Annotated in this window: 17 protein-coding genes; 13 read left to right on the top strand and 4 right to left on the bottom strand. The window is 68.8% G+C overall.

Annotated features, from left to right (window positions below; translation table 11 throughout):
- The first annotated feature begins 194 nt into the window (after positions 1-194).
- From prfA to MKK65_RS05140, 3 genes are all read left to right on the top strand, one after another.
- On the top strand, positions 195-1,280 hold the full coding sequence (prfA, locus tag MKK65_RS05150; RefSeq protein WP_058190222.1) for a peptide chain release factor 1: 1,086 nt from the start codon (positions 195-197) through the stop codon (positions 1,278-1,280).
- A gap of 8 nt (positions 1,281-1,288) precedes the next feature.
- Complete coding sequence (gene prmC, locus MKK65_RS05145) at positions 1,289-2,182, top strand: peptide chain release factor N(5)-glutamine methyltransferase (protein ID WP_243956006.1); 894 nt, start codon at positions 1,289-1,291, stop codon at positions 2,180-2,182.
- 420 nt (positions 2,183-2,602) lie between these two features.
- On the top strand, positions 2,603-3,748 hold the full coding sequence (locus MKK65_RS05140; RefSeq protein WP_243956004.1) for a DUF4167 domain-containing protein: 1,146 nt from the start codon (positions 2,603-2,605) through the stop codon (positions 3,746-3,748).
- Positions 3,749-3,831: 83 nt separating this feature from the next.
- Here the strand turns inward: MKK65_RS05140 and MKK65_RS05135 are convergent, their stop codons facing one another.
- From MKK65_RS05135 to MKK65_RS05120, 4 genes are all read right to left on the bottom strand, one after another.
- Positions 3,832-4,587 carry a hypothetical protein gene (locus MKK65_RS05135; RefSeq protein ID WP_243956002.1) on the bottom strand — a complete coding sequence of 252 codons (756 nt, stop codon included), beginning with the start codon at positions 4,585-4,587 and terminating at the stop codon, positions 3,832-3,834.
- 10 nt (positions 4,588-4,597) lie between these two features.
- A complete protein-coding gene (locus MKK65_RS05130; RefSeq protein WP_243956001.1) occupies positions 4,598-5,329 on the bottom strand; it encodes an RlmE family RNA methyltransferase in 732 nt (243 codons plus the stop codon).
- Between the two features lie 10 nt (positions 5,330-5,339).
- The gene (locus MKK65_RS05125; protein ID WP_058190575.1) at positions 5,340-6,422 is read right to left on the bottom strand and encodes a Ppx/GppA phosphatase family protein; all 1,083 of its coding nucleotides are present in this window, start codon (positions 6,420-6,422) and stop codon (positions 5,340-5,342) included.
- 110 nt (positions 6,423-6,532) lie between these two features.
- Complete coding sequence (locus MKK65_RS05120) at positions 6,533-7,006, bottom strand: response regulator (protein ID WP_058190232.1); 474 nt, start codon at positions 7,004-7,006, stop codon at positions 6,533-6,535.
- 313 nt (positions 7,007-7,319) lie between these two features.
- Between MKK65_RS05120 and MKK65_RS31125 the strand changes: the two genes are divergently transcribed.
- From MKK65_RS31125 to MKK65_RS05065, 10 genes are all read left to right on the top strand, one after another.
- A complete protein-coding gene (locus tag MKK65_RS31125; protein WP_279596526.1) occupies positions 7,320-8,129 on the top strand; it encodes a cold-shock protein in 810 nt (269 codons plus the stop codon).
- A 95-nt stretch (positions 8,130-8,224) separates the two neighbouring features.
- Entirely contained in the window at positions 8,225-8,488 is a 264-nt protein-coding gene (locus MKK65_RS05105; protein ID WP_243955998.1) for a hypothetical protein, read from the top strand.
- Positions 8,489-8,899: 411 nt separating this feature from the next.
- Entirely contained in the window at positions 8,900-9,211 is a 312-nt protein-coding gene (locus MKK65_RS05100; RefSeq protein WP_243955996.1) for an iron transporter, read from the top strand.
- The gene (locus MKK65_RS05095) at positions 9,208-10,734 is read left to right on the top strand and encodes a PepSY-associated TM helix domain-containing protein (protein ID WP_243955994.1); all 1,527 of its coding nucleotides are present in this window, start codon (positions 9,208-9,210) and stop codon (positions 10,732-10,734) included. Before MKK65_RS05100 ends, MKK65_RS05095 begins: the two co-directional genes overlap by 4 nt.
- Positions 10,731-11,078: a DUF3325 domain-containing protein gene (locus MKK65_RS05090; protein ID WP_058190242.1), complete on the top strand. Its 348-nt coding sequence runs from the start codon at positions 10,731-10,733 to the stop codon at positions 11,076-11,078. Before MKK65_RS05095 ends, MKK65_RS05090 begins: the two co-directional genes overlap by 4 nt.
- A gap of 357 nt (positions 11,079-11,435) precedes the next feature.
- A complete protein-coding gene (gene adh / locus MKK65_RS05085; protein WP_243955992.1) occupies positions 11,436-12,959 on the top strand; it encodes an aldehyde dehydrogenase in 1,524 nt (507 codons plus the stop codon).
- Between the two features lie 345 nt (positions 12,960-13,304).
- The gene (locus tag MKK65_RS05080) at positions 13,305-13,730 is read left to right on the top strand and encodes a DUF779 domain-containing protein (protein ID WP_243955990.1); all 426 of its coding nucleotides are present in this window, start codon (positions 13,305-13,307) and stop codon (positions 13,728-13,730) included.
- 16 nt (positions 13,731-13,746) lie between these two features.
- Positions 13,747-14,157: a carboxymuconolactone decarboxylase family protein gene (locus MKK65_RS05075; RefSeq protein ID WP_243955988.1), complete on the top strand. Its 411-nt coding sequence runs from the start codon at positions 13,747-13,749 to the stop codon at positions 14,155-14,157.
- Positions 14,154-14,594: a cupin domain-containing protein gene (locus MKK65_RS05070; RefSeq protein WP_243955987.1), complete on the top strand. Its 441-nt coding sequence runs from the start codon at positions 14,154-14,156 to the stop codon at positions 14,592-14,594. Before MKK65_RS05075 ends, MKK65_RS05070 begins: the two co-directional genes overlap by 4 nt.
- Before the next feature lie 394 nt (positions 14,595-14,988).
- Positions 14,989-15,283: cupin domain-containing protein (locus tag MKK65_RS05065; RefSeq protein ID WP_243955985.1), on the top strand; the 295-nt coding region annotated here is incomplete at its 3' end.

Below are 15,283 nucleotides of genomic sequence, written 5' to 3'. Positions count from 1 at the left end.
TTGCCGAAGGTTCGGCCGGGGTTGTACGGCACAGCCTCGATGCGCTGCGGCGTCCGCGCTCGGCGGAAATCGAATTGGGGTGGGGGACCTGTCGAGCCGCATGCGTCGGCCTTCCGATCCCGCGCTCCAACCCCTGAGACAAGACTTCGCCCGGCCCGGAACGTCGTGCGCAAAAACCTGCAGAAACACGGGCGATGATCCCTTTTCCCTCCGAGCGCCTCGACGCCATCCTGGCGCGTCATGAATTCGTCACCGCACAACTCGCCACTGGCGAGGGTGAATCCGAGACCGTGATCCAGCTCTCCCGGGAGCTGTCCGACCTCGATCCCGTGGTGGACGCGATCCGCACCTATCGAGCGGCGCTCGCGAACCTCGCCGACCTTGAGGCGATGATCGACGAGCCGGGGACCGACCCCGAGATGCGCGCGCTGGCCGCCGACGAGAAGCCGGAGGCCCAGGAGCGGCTGGAGGCGACCCATCGGGCCCTTCAGCTTATGCTGCTGCCCAAGGACGCAGCCGACGAAAAGAGCGCGATCCTGGAAGTCCGGGCCGGCACCGGTGGCGACGAGGCGGCCCTGTTCGCCGGCGACCTGTTCCGGATGTATGCGAAATACGCCGAGTCGAAGGGCTGGCGGGTCGAGGTGATCTCTGAGAGCGAGGGCACGGTCGGCGGCTTCCGCGAGGTCGTTGCCGAGGTCAAGGGCAAGGGCGTGTTCGCGCGCCTCAAGTTCGAGAGCGGCGCCCACCGGGTACAGCGGGTGCCCAACACCGAGACGCAGGGGCGCATCCACACCTCGGCGGCCACCGTGGCGGTGCTGCCGGAGGCCGAGGAGGTGGACATCGTCGTCAACGATGCCGACCTGAAGATCGATACGATGCGCGCCCAGGGCGCCGGCGGTCAGCACGTCAACAAGACCGAGTCGGCGATCCGCATCACCCACCTGCCCACCGGCATCGTGGTGTTCGTCCAGGAGGAGCGCTCGCAGCACAAGAACCGCGCCCGCGCCATGTCGCTGCTGCGCGCCCGGCTCTACGACGCCGAGCGGACCGCCAAGGATTCTGCCCGGGCCGCGGACCGGCGGGCACAGGTCGGGTCCGGCGACCGCAGCGAGCGGATCCGGACCTACAACTTCCCGCAGGGCCGGGTGACCGACCACCGCATCAACCTGACCCTCTACAAGCTGGAAGAGGTCATGGCCGGCACGGCGCTGGACGAGGTCGTCGACGCTCTGATCACCGAGCATCAGGCGGAACTGCTGGCTTCCGAGGGGATGGCCTGAGCCGTACCGTGACGGCGGAGACCAGCCAGGGCCTGTCGCGCCGGGAGGCCCTGCGCCGGAGCACCGCTCGGTTGAGCGCCGCCGGCATCGCGGAGGCGGCGGGCGATGCGCGCTTTCTAATGCTGGGCCTCCTCGGCCTTGAAACCCGCGACCTCTTGCTGGACGGAGACACAATCCTCAGCGCGGACGCAGCATTGACCCTTGACGCGGCTCTGGCGCGGCGGCTCTTGGGAGAACCGGTGGCCCGGATTCTCGGCGCCTGGGAGTTCTGGGGCCTGCCGTTTCGGCTCGCCCCCGAGACGCTGGTGCCGCGCCCGGACACGGAGATTTTGGTGGAGGCGGCACTTGCCGCCGTGCCGGACCGGAATGCGCCGCTTCGCTGCCTCGACCTCGGCACAGGCTCCGGCTGCATCCTGGTAGCGCTCCTGAGCGAGCTTCCCCACGCTGTCGGGATCGGGGTCGACCGTTCACGGGGCGCCCTGCACATGGCGCAACAGAACGCGATGGCGAACGCGGTCGATCGCCGGGCGGCCTTCATGGCGGGAGATTGGTGCGACGCCCTCCGGGGCGGGTTCGATCTCGTCGTCTCGAACCCGCCCTACATCGCGGATGATCTGATTCAGGACCTCGACCGGGATGTGCGCGCGCATGACCCGCGTGCGGCCCTCGCCGGCGGCCCGGACGGCCTCACCGCCTATCGGCGGATCCTGGAGGGTGTGCGGGCGAACGCCCTTCTCGCGCCGGGCGGGACGCTCCTGTTCGAGATCGGCTACGACCAGGCGGACTCTGTTCGCGATCTGGCTCGCGCCGCCGGCTTCACGGATCGCGGCCTCAAACGGGATCTGGCTGGCCATGACCGTGTGCTGATCTTCAGCCTTTCATCCGGTCACACGGATGCCTAAGTCTGGACCGACGATCGGTGCGTTGAGAAAATGCTTGTTGCATCTCCTTGGGAACGCTAGAGTCCGCTTGAAGATCGCGAACGGTTCGTTAAGACGGACGATTGTAAGGTCGGTGACGATCTCTGGTCGCCGCTTGGTTCGCTGATCCCCCGTACCGTTGGACTGGAGCGCGCGTGCGATCGCGCGGCGGTTCGACAGCACTCGAACCTGACAATCGACTGGTTTCTGGCGTCTGGCCCGGGCGCGCGGTGCGAGGGATGGTCAGGCAGTTGCGCGGACCGCGGAGCGGTCGAATGCGCGGCTTTACCGGGTGCATTTAGCCGGAGCGCGTCTGAAGATCGACGCCGGACGCCCCGAAGAACTGTCGTTTGCGTGAACGAGGGTCACTGAAGACCGATGAGACCAAACCAGAATCGACGGATGCGCGGCCGCAACCGGCCCAAAGGTCCGAATCCGCTGACGCGTTCGTACGAATCCAACGGCCCCGACGTCAAAATCCGCGGCACCGCGCAGCATATCGCTGACAAGTACGCGCAGCTTGCCCGGGACGCGCAGGCGGCCGGCGATCCGGTGGCGGCGGAAAACTATTTCCAGCACGGTGAACACTACTTCCGGATCGTTTCTGGCGCCCAGGAGCAGAACCGCCCGGCCAATACCGGCGGCTATGCCAGTCGTTCTTACGAGGACGACATGGACGAGGGGGACGACGAGGGTCAGGGCAACGGCTCGGGTCAGAACGGCCACGCCTATAACGGCTACGACGACAACGATCCGGGCCAGCAGCCGCAGCCCTACGAGATGCGCCAGGAGTCGAACCAGGACGGCCGCCAGCAGGGCCGCGACCGGTTCCAGAACCGCGACCAGCGCCGGTTCGACAATAACGGGCGCCCGGACTACCGGCGCCAGGACCAGCCCCGGCAGGACTACCAGCGCCAGGACACGCAGCGCCAGGACACGCAGCGGCAGGACACGCAGCGACAGGATTATCAGCGCCCGGACTACCGGCAGGATCGCCAGGACAACCGCCAAGAGAACCGTCAGGACGCGCGCCAGGATTACGGCCGGCAGGATTATCGCCAGGACCGCCAGGACGCTCGCGGCGACCAGAACCGCTACGAATCCGGCCGTTCCGACACCGCACGGCCGGAGACCCGGCAGCAGGAGAACCGGCAGGACGTCCGGCAGGAAAACCGGCCGGACAGCCAGCGGGAGGCTCGCTCGGACGAGCGCCAGCCGCGTCGGTCCGAGCCCCGGAGTGAGGCTGCACCCCGCAGCGAGGCGCCGCGCCAGGCCGAGCCCGCGCCCCGTCGTGAGCGCCGCCGGGAAGCAGCCCCGACGCCGGTCACCGCCGAGGATCCGGCCAGCCTGCCGGCCTTCCTGATGACACCGCCCCGTCCGGTCGCCGCAACGACGCCTGTCGAGCAGCCGGCGGCCGCACCGGCGCCCGAGGCCCCCGTCGAGGAGGCGCCGGTGAAGCCGCGTCGCCGTCGCCGGCCGCGCTTTGAGGGTATCGCTCCGGAAGAGGGCGAGGCGCGGACACCCACCGAGGACGCACCGACCGAGTAAGTCGATACGTCGAAGCCGTCGGAACAAGCCGTCCTGGGAAACCGGGGCGGCTTTTTGCTGGCCCGCAGCACTGCGCAATCGGATCAGGCCCGGGCGGCCCGCCAGTCCGGATAGGCGTGGACCCGGTGGATCAGCCGACGGCGTCGGTCGCTCTCGCCGAAGGGCGCGAGTTCCCAGTCCCAGGCTTCGGCCGGCTTGGGAAGTGCCACGCCGAACATCAGATCGAGGGTGTTCGTCACCCGGCCGGCGCGGTCCTCCTCGCGCTGCACCGTATCGGTGATCAGGCAGACTCGCCCGGTCCCGGCGGCCAGCCGGTCGAGGGCGGCGAGATGGGTCTCGACGATCTGTGTGCCGAGCCGCGGGGGCGCCTCGCGGCCCCGGGCCTCATAGGCTTCGATCGGCACGATCGGCAGTTGCGACAGGAGATTGGCCGAGACGATCAGATCGGCTCCCGCACAGATCTCCCGGAGGTCGGGATCCGTCAGCCCGGCGCTGATCTCCGCGGTCACGAGCCCGACGTCGCTGTGTCGCCGGGCGGCCAGCCGCGCCGGCCAGGGGTGCACCGCATCCACCAGGTGCACCCGGTCGAACAGGTCGGCGAGCGCGTCGAGCGGCACGTCGTCGAGGAGCCCGGAACCCAGCACCACGGCCGACCCTCGCTCGGAGATCGCTTCGGCGGCGGCGATGATCGCGCCGCGGGCGCGCATCAGGTGCGGCGCCCAGGCCACGCGGCAGCGACGCGAGCGGGCATGGAGCAGGCCGCTCTGGCGGACATAGCCAAGTCGGCGTAGGCGCCGGGGCGCGGGATTAACCAGCGACAGCGCCCACGCGACCAGCATCGGTCGCGGCTTAAGCCTCGTCCGCCGCCGCTGCCGCGGCCCGGGCCGCCGCGCTGCGATAGCCCGTAGCCAGCACGTAGAGCTCGCTCGAATCGGACCGGCTCGCCGCGGGCTTCACGTGGCGCACGGCGGTGAAATCCCGCTTCAGGTCGGCCAACAGGGCGTTCTCGGTGCCGCCCTGCAGGACCTTGGCGAGATAGGCGCCGCCGGGGCCCAGAATCTCGCGGGCGAATTCGGCCGCGGTCTCGGCCAAACCGATGATCCGCAGATGGTCGGTCTTCTTGTGGCCGGTGGCATTGGCGGCCATGTCGGACAGGACGATATCGGCCGGTCCACCGAGCATCGCGGTGAGCTTGGCTGGCGCCTCCGGATCGAGGAAGTCGAGGGTGATGAATTCGACCCCCGCCATCGGCTCGATCTCCAGGAGGTCGATTCCGACGACGCGGCCCGTGGCGCCCACGATCCGCGCGGCGACCTGCGACCAGCCGCCGGGGGCGGCGCCGAGATCGACCACCCGCTGGCCGGGCTTCAGCAGCTTGTAGCGCTCGTCGATCTCGATCAGCTTGTAGGCCGCGCGCGAGCGATAGCCCTCACGCTTGGCCCGGGCGACGTAGGGATCGTTGAGCTGACGCTCCAGCCAGCGCTTCTGCGACAGGGTCCGGCCGCGCCCGGTCTTCACCCGTTGCTTGAGTTCGCCGCGCACGCCCCCGGTGGAGCCCGCGCCGCCGCGCCGGTCGCTCATCGTAGGGTCCTCATCGAACGGCCTTCCGATTCCAGACGCCGTCCTCCCGCATCATGTTCATCAACAGTCCTTCGCGCAGGCCTCTGTCGGCGATGCGCAGGCGTTCCGACGGGAAAGCCCGCCGGATCGCTTCCAGGATTGCGCAGCCCGCCAGCACCAGATCCGCCCGGTCGCGGCCGATGCAGGGATTGTCGGCCCGCTGTTCAAGGCGGGTGTCGAGCAGATCGTCGATGGCGGTCGAGACCTCGTCGTCGCTCATCCACAGGCCATCGACCCGCCGCCGCTCGTAGCGCGCCAGGCGCAGATGCATCGCGGCGATCGTCGTCACGGTGCCGGAGGTGCCGAGCAGGTGGAAATGCGGGGCCGTGGCCGCCGCCGCTGCCCGAAGCGCGAAGGCGGACAGCTTCTCGGCCACCTCTTCGACCATGCCCTCGAACATCCGCCGGGTCACCTCGGCACCGCCATGGCGCTCGGCCAGGGTGACAACGCCCACCGGCAGGGAATCCCAGGCGCGGATCCGCAGGGTCGGGTCGGTGGACGGGTTGGCGGCCTCTCCGTCGAGCCAGGCGATCTCGGTCGAGCCGCCCCCGATATCGAAGATCACGACCGACTCGGCCTCGGGATCGGCGAGCGCCGCGCAACCGGTCACCGCGAGATAGGCTTCGGTCTGGCGGTCGACGATCTCGAGATCCAGGCCGACGCCCCGCCGGACGCGGTCGACGAAGGCCGCGCCGTTCACCGCCAGACGGCAAGCCTCCGTGGCGATCACCTTGGCCCGCCGCACGCCTCGGCTCTGCATCTTGGTCCGGCAGATGCGCAGGGCCTCGACGGTACGCTCGATCGCGGCCTCGTTGAGCCGGTCTGAGGTGCCCAGCCCCTCGCCGAGCCGGACGATGCGCGAGAAGGCGTCGATCACCCGGAAGCCGCTGAAGGTCGGCTCGGCGATCAGCAGGCGGCAATTGTTGGTGCCGAGGTCCAGCGCCGCGTAGGCGACGCGCCGGCGATCACGGCCCGGTAGCGGGGCCGGCGTCTTGAGCGGCGCAGCGCCGGGCGAAATGCGGGACGGCGCGGCCGCAGCGGTCTCGTCCCTCATCGGCGCGGCCGTCGGTCCTTCGGGTCGGCCGGGAGCGTTGCGCTCGGCCATTCGTGATGAAAGACCCTACAGGGTCGGTCGGGAACTGCAATGTCGGATCGAGACCGTACTCAGGCGACGGCCTTCATCGCGCTGGTCCGGCGCGGGATCGGCCGCAGCAGGCTCTTCACCTGGGAATAGGGGCGGGGGCGGTTGATCACCTCGTCGAGGCGCGACCACAGGGTCTTGGGCGAGAACGGCTTGGCGATGATCTCGTTGACCCCGAGCGCCACCGCCCTGTCGACCACGTTCCGGCGCGGCTGGGCGAGCATCAGGATGATCGGGATGGTGGGGCAGGGGGAGGTCGCCGGCGTGCGCGCGAGCCGGATGAACTCTTCCCCCGACAGGATCGACAGATCCCAGTCGATGATGCTGATGTCAGGCTTGCTCTCCGCCAGCACACCCAGGGCCTCGGCGCCGTCCGGCGCCTCGAGCACGCGCTTGATGCCGACCCGCATGAGCATGTCGCGCACGATTCGCCGGATATAGAGGCTCTCGTCGACCACCAGGGCCGAGAGATCGGGGAAAGACGGAGTCGCGATCATGGCCGTGTGCCGTTGCGGGGCGCACCGCGAGGTTAGCCGAACAGCCTTTGCGTTTCGCTAACGCCCTCGTCCGCAAAGCGAACGCCCGGTCGGCCGGCGTCGTCAATCTATGTTGTTTGCAGCAAGAAAGTAACGAAACGGGCGCGTCTTGGCCAAGAAGGTCCTTGCGGTCAAGGCCCGATTGCGTCAGGACTGGGGCGTTATTCTTGGTTACCGCGACCGGGGGTAATGATAGTGCGGGGCGTGGGCTGTCTGGGATGGCGCGCACGCGGTATTCGAGACCAGGGCGGCGGACGGTTTTTGCGAGCTTTCGATGGGACGTGGTCGTGATTTCAGGGGGCCGCAGAAGCGCGGCTTCGACGAGAGTGGCGAGCCGAGATGGCCTGATCAGGCTCCCCCCAGCGGCGGATACGGCGGTGGTGGTTTCGGTGGTGGCGGCGGCGGCGGTTTCGGCGGTGGCGGTTTCGACCGTGGCCCGGCCCGTGGCGGTGCGGCACCGGTCGCAACCGGACCGGAGCGTGATGCGACGGTCAAGTGGTTCAACAAGGAGAAGGGCTTCGGCTTTGTCGAACTCGGCGACGGTTCGGGCGATGCCTTCCTCCACATCCGCGCCGTCGAGGCTGCCGGCCACGACGACCTGATGCCGGGGACCCGGCTGACGGTCACCACAGCGCAGGGCCAGAAGGGGCCGCAGGTCACCAGCGTCACCAGCGTCGATACCTCCACGGCCGAGGCGCCTGCGCCCCGGCGCGAGATGCGCCCGCGCACCGGCGGCTTCGGCGCCGATCGCTTCGGCGGCGGTGGCGGTGGCGGCTATGGTGCTGGCGGCGGCGGCGGCGGTTACGGCGGCGGCGGTGGCGGCGGTTATGGTGCCGGTGCTGGCGGCGGTGGCCGTGCAGCCTCCGGCCCCTCGGTCGAGATGAGCGGCACCGTGAAGTGGTACGATCCCGCCAAGGGCTTCGGCTTCGTCTCGGTCAACGATGGCGGCAAGGACGTCTTCGTTCACCGTTCGGCTCTGTCCCGCGCCGGCCTCGAATCGCTGGCCGAAGGTCAGCAGGTCACCCTCGGCGTCGTCGAGGGCCAGAAGGGCCGCGAGGCTTCGAGCATCAACGTCGAAGATTGATCGGCCCCGCGGCCGTCTTGCTGCCGCGATCCGTGAGAATGCTGAAAGGCGGCGGTCCCGAGCGGGGTCGCCGCCTTTCGCGTTCCGGGATTGCCATGCGTTACCTCCTGATGCCGACGATCCTGCTCGTCCTCGCGAGCGTTCCCGGTCGAGCGGAGGATTTCAGCGGCGTCTATGCGGGCGTGAACGCCGGCTACGCCTTGGGCAAGGAGCGGGACCGGTCCGTTGGAATCCCCGTCACGGAACCCGGCGCTGGGGCCGGCCGCACCGGTACCGGTCCCGATCTGCCGCCGAGTGCGCGCGACGCGGCGGCCGGGCTGCAGCGATCGAGCCGAGGGACGCCCGCGGCGGGCCGCTGACCCACCGGGTTTCCACCAGCGAACAGCCGAGCAATTCCCTGATGGCTCGGGCTATGGCGGCACGACGACATCTCGAAACGTGTCCGCTGAGCCGAGCTCGGCGCCGACCGCGGTAACGCTCACCCACCCCCACGTCTCGAGGTGCCCGGTGATCGCGGACCGCCAGGCCTCCAAGGAGCGCTCTTGTCGTTGCCGCGCTCCCGGGAGCCTTCCTTCCGAGTGGCGCCGCGCGTCGCCGCCTCGGGGTGGGGCGACGATTGATACGAGCGCTCGCCGATGGATGTCGTCCTGCGAATCCATCGCCTAAGCAGCTCTCTGCACACTGGAATCGTTCCCAAACATAGCCGTTGCGAGTCCCCGTCGGCCGCTGCTAGGCCGCCTCATGGGATCACGAAACCGGGAGACCGCGCGATGAGCGCTCGCCCTATGCCGGGATTGACCGACCGTCTCTCCGTGGCCGGACGCGTCGTGCTAGCGGCGTTCGGGGGTTACGGCGTCGCGGCTCTGTCGACGGCTCTGTTCGCGCTCGCCCTGCCGTTGCCGCGCTCGGAGGCGGTCTCGACCGGGACGCTCGCGAGCTTCGCGATCATGGCCGGGGCGGTGGTCTGGGTTTTCTCCGCCCGGACCCTGCGTCGTGCGGCCCTGGTCCTCGGTGTCATCGCGGCGCTGCTGGCAGCCGGATTGTGGCTCGCCGGGGCGTTCTCGGCGACGGTCGTCCCATGAGCCATGCCCCGCGAAAAAGCTTCCGGCAGTCGATGGCGTGGCTGCACACCTGGTCCGGGCTCGTGGTCGGCTGGGTGCTGTTCGCGATCTTCGTCACCGGCGCCGCAAGCTATTACCGCACCGAGATCTCGCACTGGATGCGGCCGGAGCTGAGCGCGCCCACGGCCGATCCGGCCACCGCGGCCACCCGCGCCGCCGCGTTTCTCGGGCGGACGATGCCCGATGCCCTGGCTTGGTCCGTCAAGCTTCCCACCGCCGAGCATCCGACGGCGGAGGTCTACTGGTGGAACAACCCGGCCGGACCGTATCACCACGCGCTCCTCGATCCCGCCACCGGCGAGCCGTCTCAGGCGCGCGACACCAAGGGCGGCGATTTCCTCTACCGCTTCCATTTCGAGCTGAGCCTGCCGCCGGTCTGGGGCCGCTGGATCGTCGGGATCTGCGCGATGATCCTGCTGATCTCGCTAATCAGCGGGATCGTCACCCACCGGCGGATCTTCGCCGATTTCTTCACCTTCCGGCGGGACAGATCCGCCCAGCGCGGCTTGCTCGATGCCCACAATGTCGTCGGGGTGCTGGCGCTGCCGTTCCACCTGATGATCGTCTATACCGGCCTCGTCGAGCTGGGGCCGCTGCTGATGCCCTGGGGGGTGAAGGCCGCCTACCAGGACGATATCCTGGCCTACTACGCGGAAACCGGGATCATGGCGGCGGCGCGCAAGCCCGCGGGCCAGCCCGGCACCCTCATGCCGCTGGGCGAGATCGTCGCCCGGGCGACCGCGGCGCATGGGGAGGTGCCCGAGGTCGTGATGGTGACCGGGCCGGGCGACGCGGCCGCGAGCGTCACCGCGTTTTTCGAGGAGCCGCCCGGACTTGCGCATCTTCATCCGCAGATCGTCTATGCGGGCGATACTGGCGCCGAACTGTCGCGAACGGGCGACGTCGCCGCCGCGACCCGTACCGGTGCCGTGATGATCGGCCTGCACGAGGCGCACTTTGCGGCCGCGCCTCTGCGGGTGTTGTTCTTCATCTGCGGCGTCATGGGCGCCGCGACCATTGCCTCTGGCCTCGTCCTGTGGACCGTCGCCCGGGCGCCGAAGGGCGCAGATCCGGCAGGCTTCGGGCTGCGTCTTGTGCGCATCCTGAATCTCGGAACCATCGCCGGATTGCCCACGGGCCTCGCAGCCTACTTCCTGGCCAACCGCCTACTCCCCCTCGACCTGGTCGGCCGGGCGGATTGGGAGGTGCGTGGCTTCTTTGCCGGCTGGATGCTCGCCGCCCTGGCGGCGCTGCTCTACCCGAAGGCCAGGGCCTGGCCCGCCGCGCTCGGAGTGGCGGCCCTTGCCTTCCTGGCCATCCCCCTCGTCGACGCGCTCACCATCAACGAGACGCGGTTCCTCGGGTTCGATGCGGCGATGCTGGCTGTGGCCATGCTCCTCGCCCTCGGTGCCCGCCTCGCGTCCCGGCCGCGCCGCCAGATGCGAGCGGCCCAACCGAACCGGTCGCGGGCGGTCGAAGCGTGACGGTACCTGCCGTGGTGCTGAGCATCTGCCTCAGCTTCTCCAGTTTCGCCGCGCTTGCGCTGAGCCTCGATCGGCATCACCGGGCCGTGTTCCGCGTGCCTGCCCCCCGGAACCGGACCCGAGGCCTGCGGGTGGCCGGCTGGTGCGGGCTCGCGGTGGCTTTCGCCGCCTCCGTCGCCTGCAGCGGCTGGAATTTCGGACCGGTCCAGTGGATCGGCGGGCTCACCGGAGCGGCGCTGCTGGTGGTGGCGGTGATGTCCTATCGGCCGGCATGGCTGCGGGCAGCGGCGGTCGCGGCGCTGCCGCTGGCAATGCTCGCCCTGCCATTCGCCCTGGGATCCTGACACCGCGTCGGTCGCACCGGCCACGCTCACGCTCAAGGTCAGCAAGCCGTTATAACACGGCTGTCAAAGTGTTGGCCGAGCAATCGTTGGTGGCACCGGACATTCGGACGGTCTTTGTAACGACATCGTGCAGTTCCGAACCATTCAAGAATTGTCCTCTCGCGATCCTGATCGGGAAGGCGTAGGATCACCGCACTCGCGCACTGGCCAAAAGTCCAGCTTGATTCGGCAGGCCAAAAGTCATTGGCTGCCACCCGAGCCGAACCGGGCCAAGCCGCAACAAGCGGCGGTCCGCGTACCAGCTTCAGCCCAAGAGCCGCGGTTCGCGAGGCCGGGGCTTATGGAGGGAACAGAGCCATGAACAAGCCGGAATTCCTGGGCGACGCCCGGACCAAGTCGCCCTTCTCGGCCCGCTACGACAACTTCATCGGCGGCCAGTGGGTCGCGCCGAGCGCCGGCCGCTATTTCGAGAACACCTCGCCGATCACCGGCAAGGTGATTTGCGAGGTCGCCCGCTCCGACGCGTCCGACGTCGACAAGGCGCTGGACGCCGCCCATGCGGCCAAGGAATCCTGGGGTCGTACCGCCCCGGCCGAGCGCGCCCGCATCCTCAACAGGATGGCCGACCGGATGGAGGAGAACCTCGATCTGATCGCCCTTGCCGAGACCTGGGACAACGGCAAGCCGATCCGCGAGACCACCAACGCCGACATCCCCCTGGCGATCGACCATTTCCGCTACTTCGCCGGCTGCGTCCGCGCGCAGGAAGGCTCGATCTCCGAGATCGACCACGACACCGTGGCCTACCATTTCCACGAGCCGCTGGGCGTCGTCGGCCAGATCATCCCGTGGAACTTCCCGATCCTGATGGCGGTCTGGAAGCTCGCCCCGGCGATCGCCGCCGGCAATTGCGTGGTGCTAAAGCCCGCCGAGCAGACCCCGGCCTCGATCCTGGTGGTGATGGAGCTGCTGGCCGACCTGCTGCCCCCCGGCGTGATCAACATCGTCAACGGGTTCGGCCTCGAGGCCGGCAAGCCGCTGGCTTCCTCGCCGCGCATCGCCAAGATCGCGTTCACCGGTGAGACGACCACCGGCCGCCTGATCATGCAATACGCCTCGCAGAACCTGATCCCGGTGACCCTGGAGCTGGGCGGCAAGTCGCCGAACATCTTCTTCGCCGACGTGGCCAACGAGGACGACGACTTCTTCGACAAGGCCCTCGAAGGCTTCACGATGTTCGCCCTCAACCAGGGCGAGGTCTGCACCTGCCCGAGCCGCGCGCTCGTGCACGAGTCGATCTACGACCGCTTCATGGAGCGAGCGATCAAGAGGGTCGAGGCGATCACCCAGGGCTCGCCGCTGGATCCGGCCACGATGATCGGCGCCCAGGCCTCCGGCGAGCAGATGGAGAAGATTCTCAGCTACATCGATATCGGCCGCCAGGAAGGCGCGCAGCTGCTCACCGGCGGCGAGCGCAACGTCAAGGACGGCGAGCTCGCCGAGGGCTTCTACGTGCAGCCGACGGTGTTCCGCGGCCACAACAAGATGCGGATCTTCCAGGAAGAGATCTTCGGACCCGTCCTGTCGGTCACGACCTTCAAGGACGATGCTGACGCGCTGGCGATCGCCAACGACACGCTCTACGGCCTCGGCGCCGGCATCTGGACCCGCGACGGCACCCGCGCCTACCGCTTCGGCCGGGCGATCCAGGCCGGCCGGGTCTGGACGAACTGCTACCACGCCTATCCGGCCCATGCGGCCTTCGGCGGCTACAAGCAATCCGGCATCGGCCGTGAGACCCACAAAATGATGCTCGATCACTACCAGCAGACCAAGAACATGCTGGTCAGCTACTCGGCCAAAAAACTCGGCTTCTTCTGAGTTCTGGTCCGGGTCATCCCCCGAGCCGACTTCACCCCGGCCTCGCGGCCGGGGCTTTTTGTTTTGGGGGCGGGGGCGATAGCTTTCGCGACGCCATCTTGACCGCGCAATTTATCCAACCCGCCCCCTCATCCTGAGGTGCCCGGCGATCGACGATCGCGGGGCCTCGAAGGAGGCGTCCAGGGATCGCAAAGCCTTCTAAAGGGCTCCTTCGAGGCTCGCTGCGCTCGCACCTCAGGATGAGGGGAGGGTAGGAATGTCCGGTTCGGCAGCGGGGCCGACCCGGCGCGCCGTAGAAATCCGGATCCCGGCACGCATATCCAACAACCAGAAGGGGAGGGCAGCATGAGTGCGATCTCGACGCCGGAGGCTACCACCGCCGAGCAGGTCGGCGCCGACGGTACGCCGCTGCGGGTCACCGCGACGCCTGCGGCTCTCGCACTGATCGACGAACTGCGGTCCGACTACGGCCCGGTGATGTTCCACCAGTCCGGCGGCTGCTGCGACGGGTCCTCGCCCATGTGCTACCCGGTCGGTGACTTCATCATCAGCGACGGCGACATCCATCTCGGGCAGGTCGGCGGCGCGGACTTCTTCATCTCTCGCTCGCAATTCGCCGTCTGGAAGCACACCCACATCCTGCTCGACGTGGTGCCGGGACGCGGCGGCATGTTCTCCCTGGAAAACGGCCGGGAAAAGCGCTTCCATATCCGCTCGCGCCTGTTCACCGAGGCCGAGAACCGGGCGCTCGAGGGTGCCTGCAAGCTCTAGGGCGGGGAGGGGACCGATGGCGACCGTGAAGCTGTGGAGCGACGCCGAGGCGGAGGCCGACCCGCGGGTGCGGGCGGTGTTCGCCGACATCCGCGCGACCCGGGGCTCGGACTTCATCAACAACTTCTGGCGCGGCCTCGCCAACGATCCGGGGCTTCTGGAGCGGACCTGGGCCAGCCTGAAGGTCGTGATGGGGCCCGGCAGCCTCGATCCGCTGACCAAGGAGCTGGTCTACATCGCGGTCTCAATCGCCAATGGCTGCCCGTACTGCATCCATTCCCATACCGCGGCGGCGGGCGCGAAGGGCCTGACCCCGGAGAAGCACGGCGAGTTCCTGGCGGTGGTCGGCATGGCGAACCAGACCAACGCCCTGGTCAACGGCATGCAGATCCCCGTGGATGCCGCATTCAAGGTGGGGGAGTCATGAGCACCAGATCCGAGACCTCACGGCCGGGCCTGGTGGTCCTGCGCGAAAGCGCACCGTTCCGCGGCAAGCAGGGGCATATCTATCGCCCAGCCATCTCGGCCGAGGCCGTGGGCGCCAACGCGCTCCACATGCAGCTTCTGGAGATCCCGCCGGGCGAGCGCGCGCACGCCCACAAGCACGAGTCGCACGAGACCGCGATCCACGTCCTGTCCGGAATCTCGGGCTGCTTCTGGGGCGAGCACTTGGAGCACCACGTGATCGCCGGGGCCGGCGAGTTCGTCTACATCGCCGCCGACGTGCCGCACCTGCCCTACAACCGCAGCCAGACCGAGCCGGTCACAGCGGTGATCGCCCGGACCGACCCGAACGAGCAGGAAAGCGTGGTCCTGCTGCCGGAGCTCGAAGCCGGGGTCGATTGGTCGAAGGCGGAGGGGTAGGAGTCTCAGGTTTGAGGCCGCCGTCGATGACCGAGTGCGACAGGCCGCCTCTTTCGTACGGGCTTGCGGATCCACCCATCGAGGTCGGTAGAAGACACGGGAAGCACCGCGGCTCGCCCTCCCCCCTCTGCGGGGGAGGGTGGCCCCCGAAGGGGGGCGGGAGAGGGGAGCGACAGTGCAGGGTTGAGCTGCGCCCGTCATGCCGGTCGCGCCCTGTCCTGAAGCCGGGTTCCCCTCTCCCGACCCGGCCTGACGGCCGGCCCACCCTCCCCCGCACAGGGGCGATGGAGCCGCGCTTGGGGTCAGTCGTTGGCCCTTATCCGGCAGCGATGTGTCAGAACGTCGTAGGCAACGCGGATGAGGCGACGCCCGCCCTGTCCCAGCGCTGCAGGCCGTGGGCGCCAACGCGCTCCACATGCAGCTTCTGGAGATCACGCCGGGCGAGCGCGCGCACGCCCACAAGCACGAGTCGCACGAGACCGCGATCCACGTCCTGTCCGGAATCTCGGGCTGCTTCTGGGGCGAGCACTGGGAGAACCACGTGATCGCCGGGGCCGGCGAGTTCGTCTACATCGCCGCCGCCGTGCCGCCCCTGCCCTACAACCGCAGCCAGACCGAGCCGGCCCCAGCGGTGATCGCCCGGCCAGACCCGAACGAGCCGGCAAGCGTGGTCCTGCCGCCCGCGCTCG

This window comes from Methylobacterium sp. J-001 (assembly GCF_022829565.1).
Taxonomy (GTDB): domain Bacteria; phylum Pseudomonadota; class Alphaproteobacteria; order Rhizobiales; family Beijerinckiaceae; genus Methylobacterium.
The sequence above is the reverse complement of the archived record's forward strand: the minus strand, read 5'-3'. Positions and strand labels throughout refer to the sequence as shown.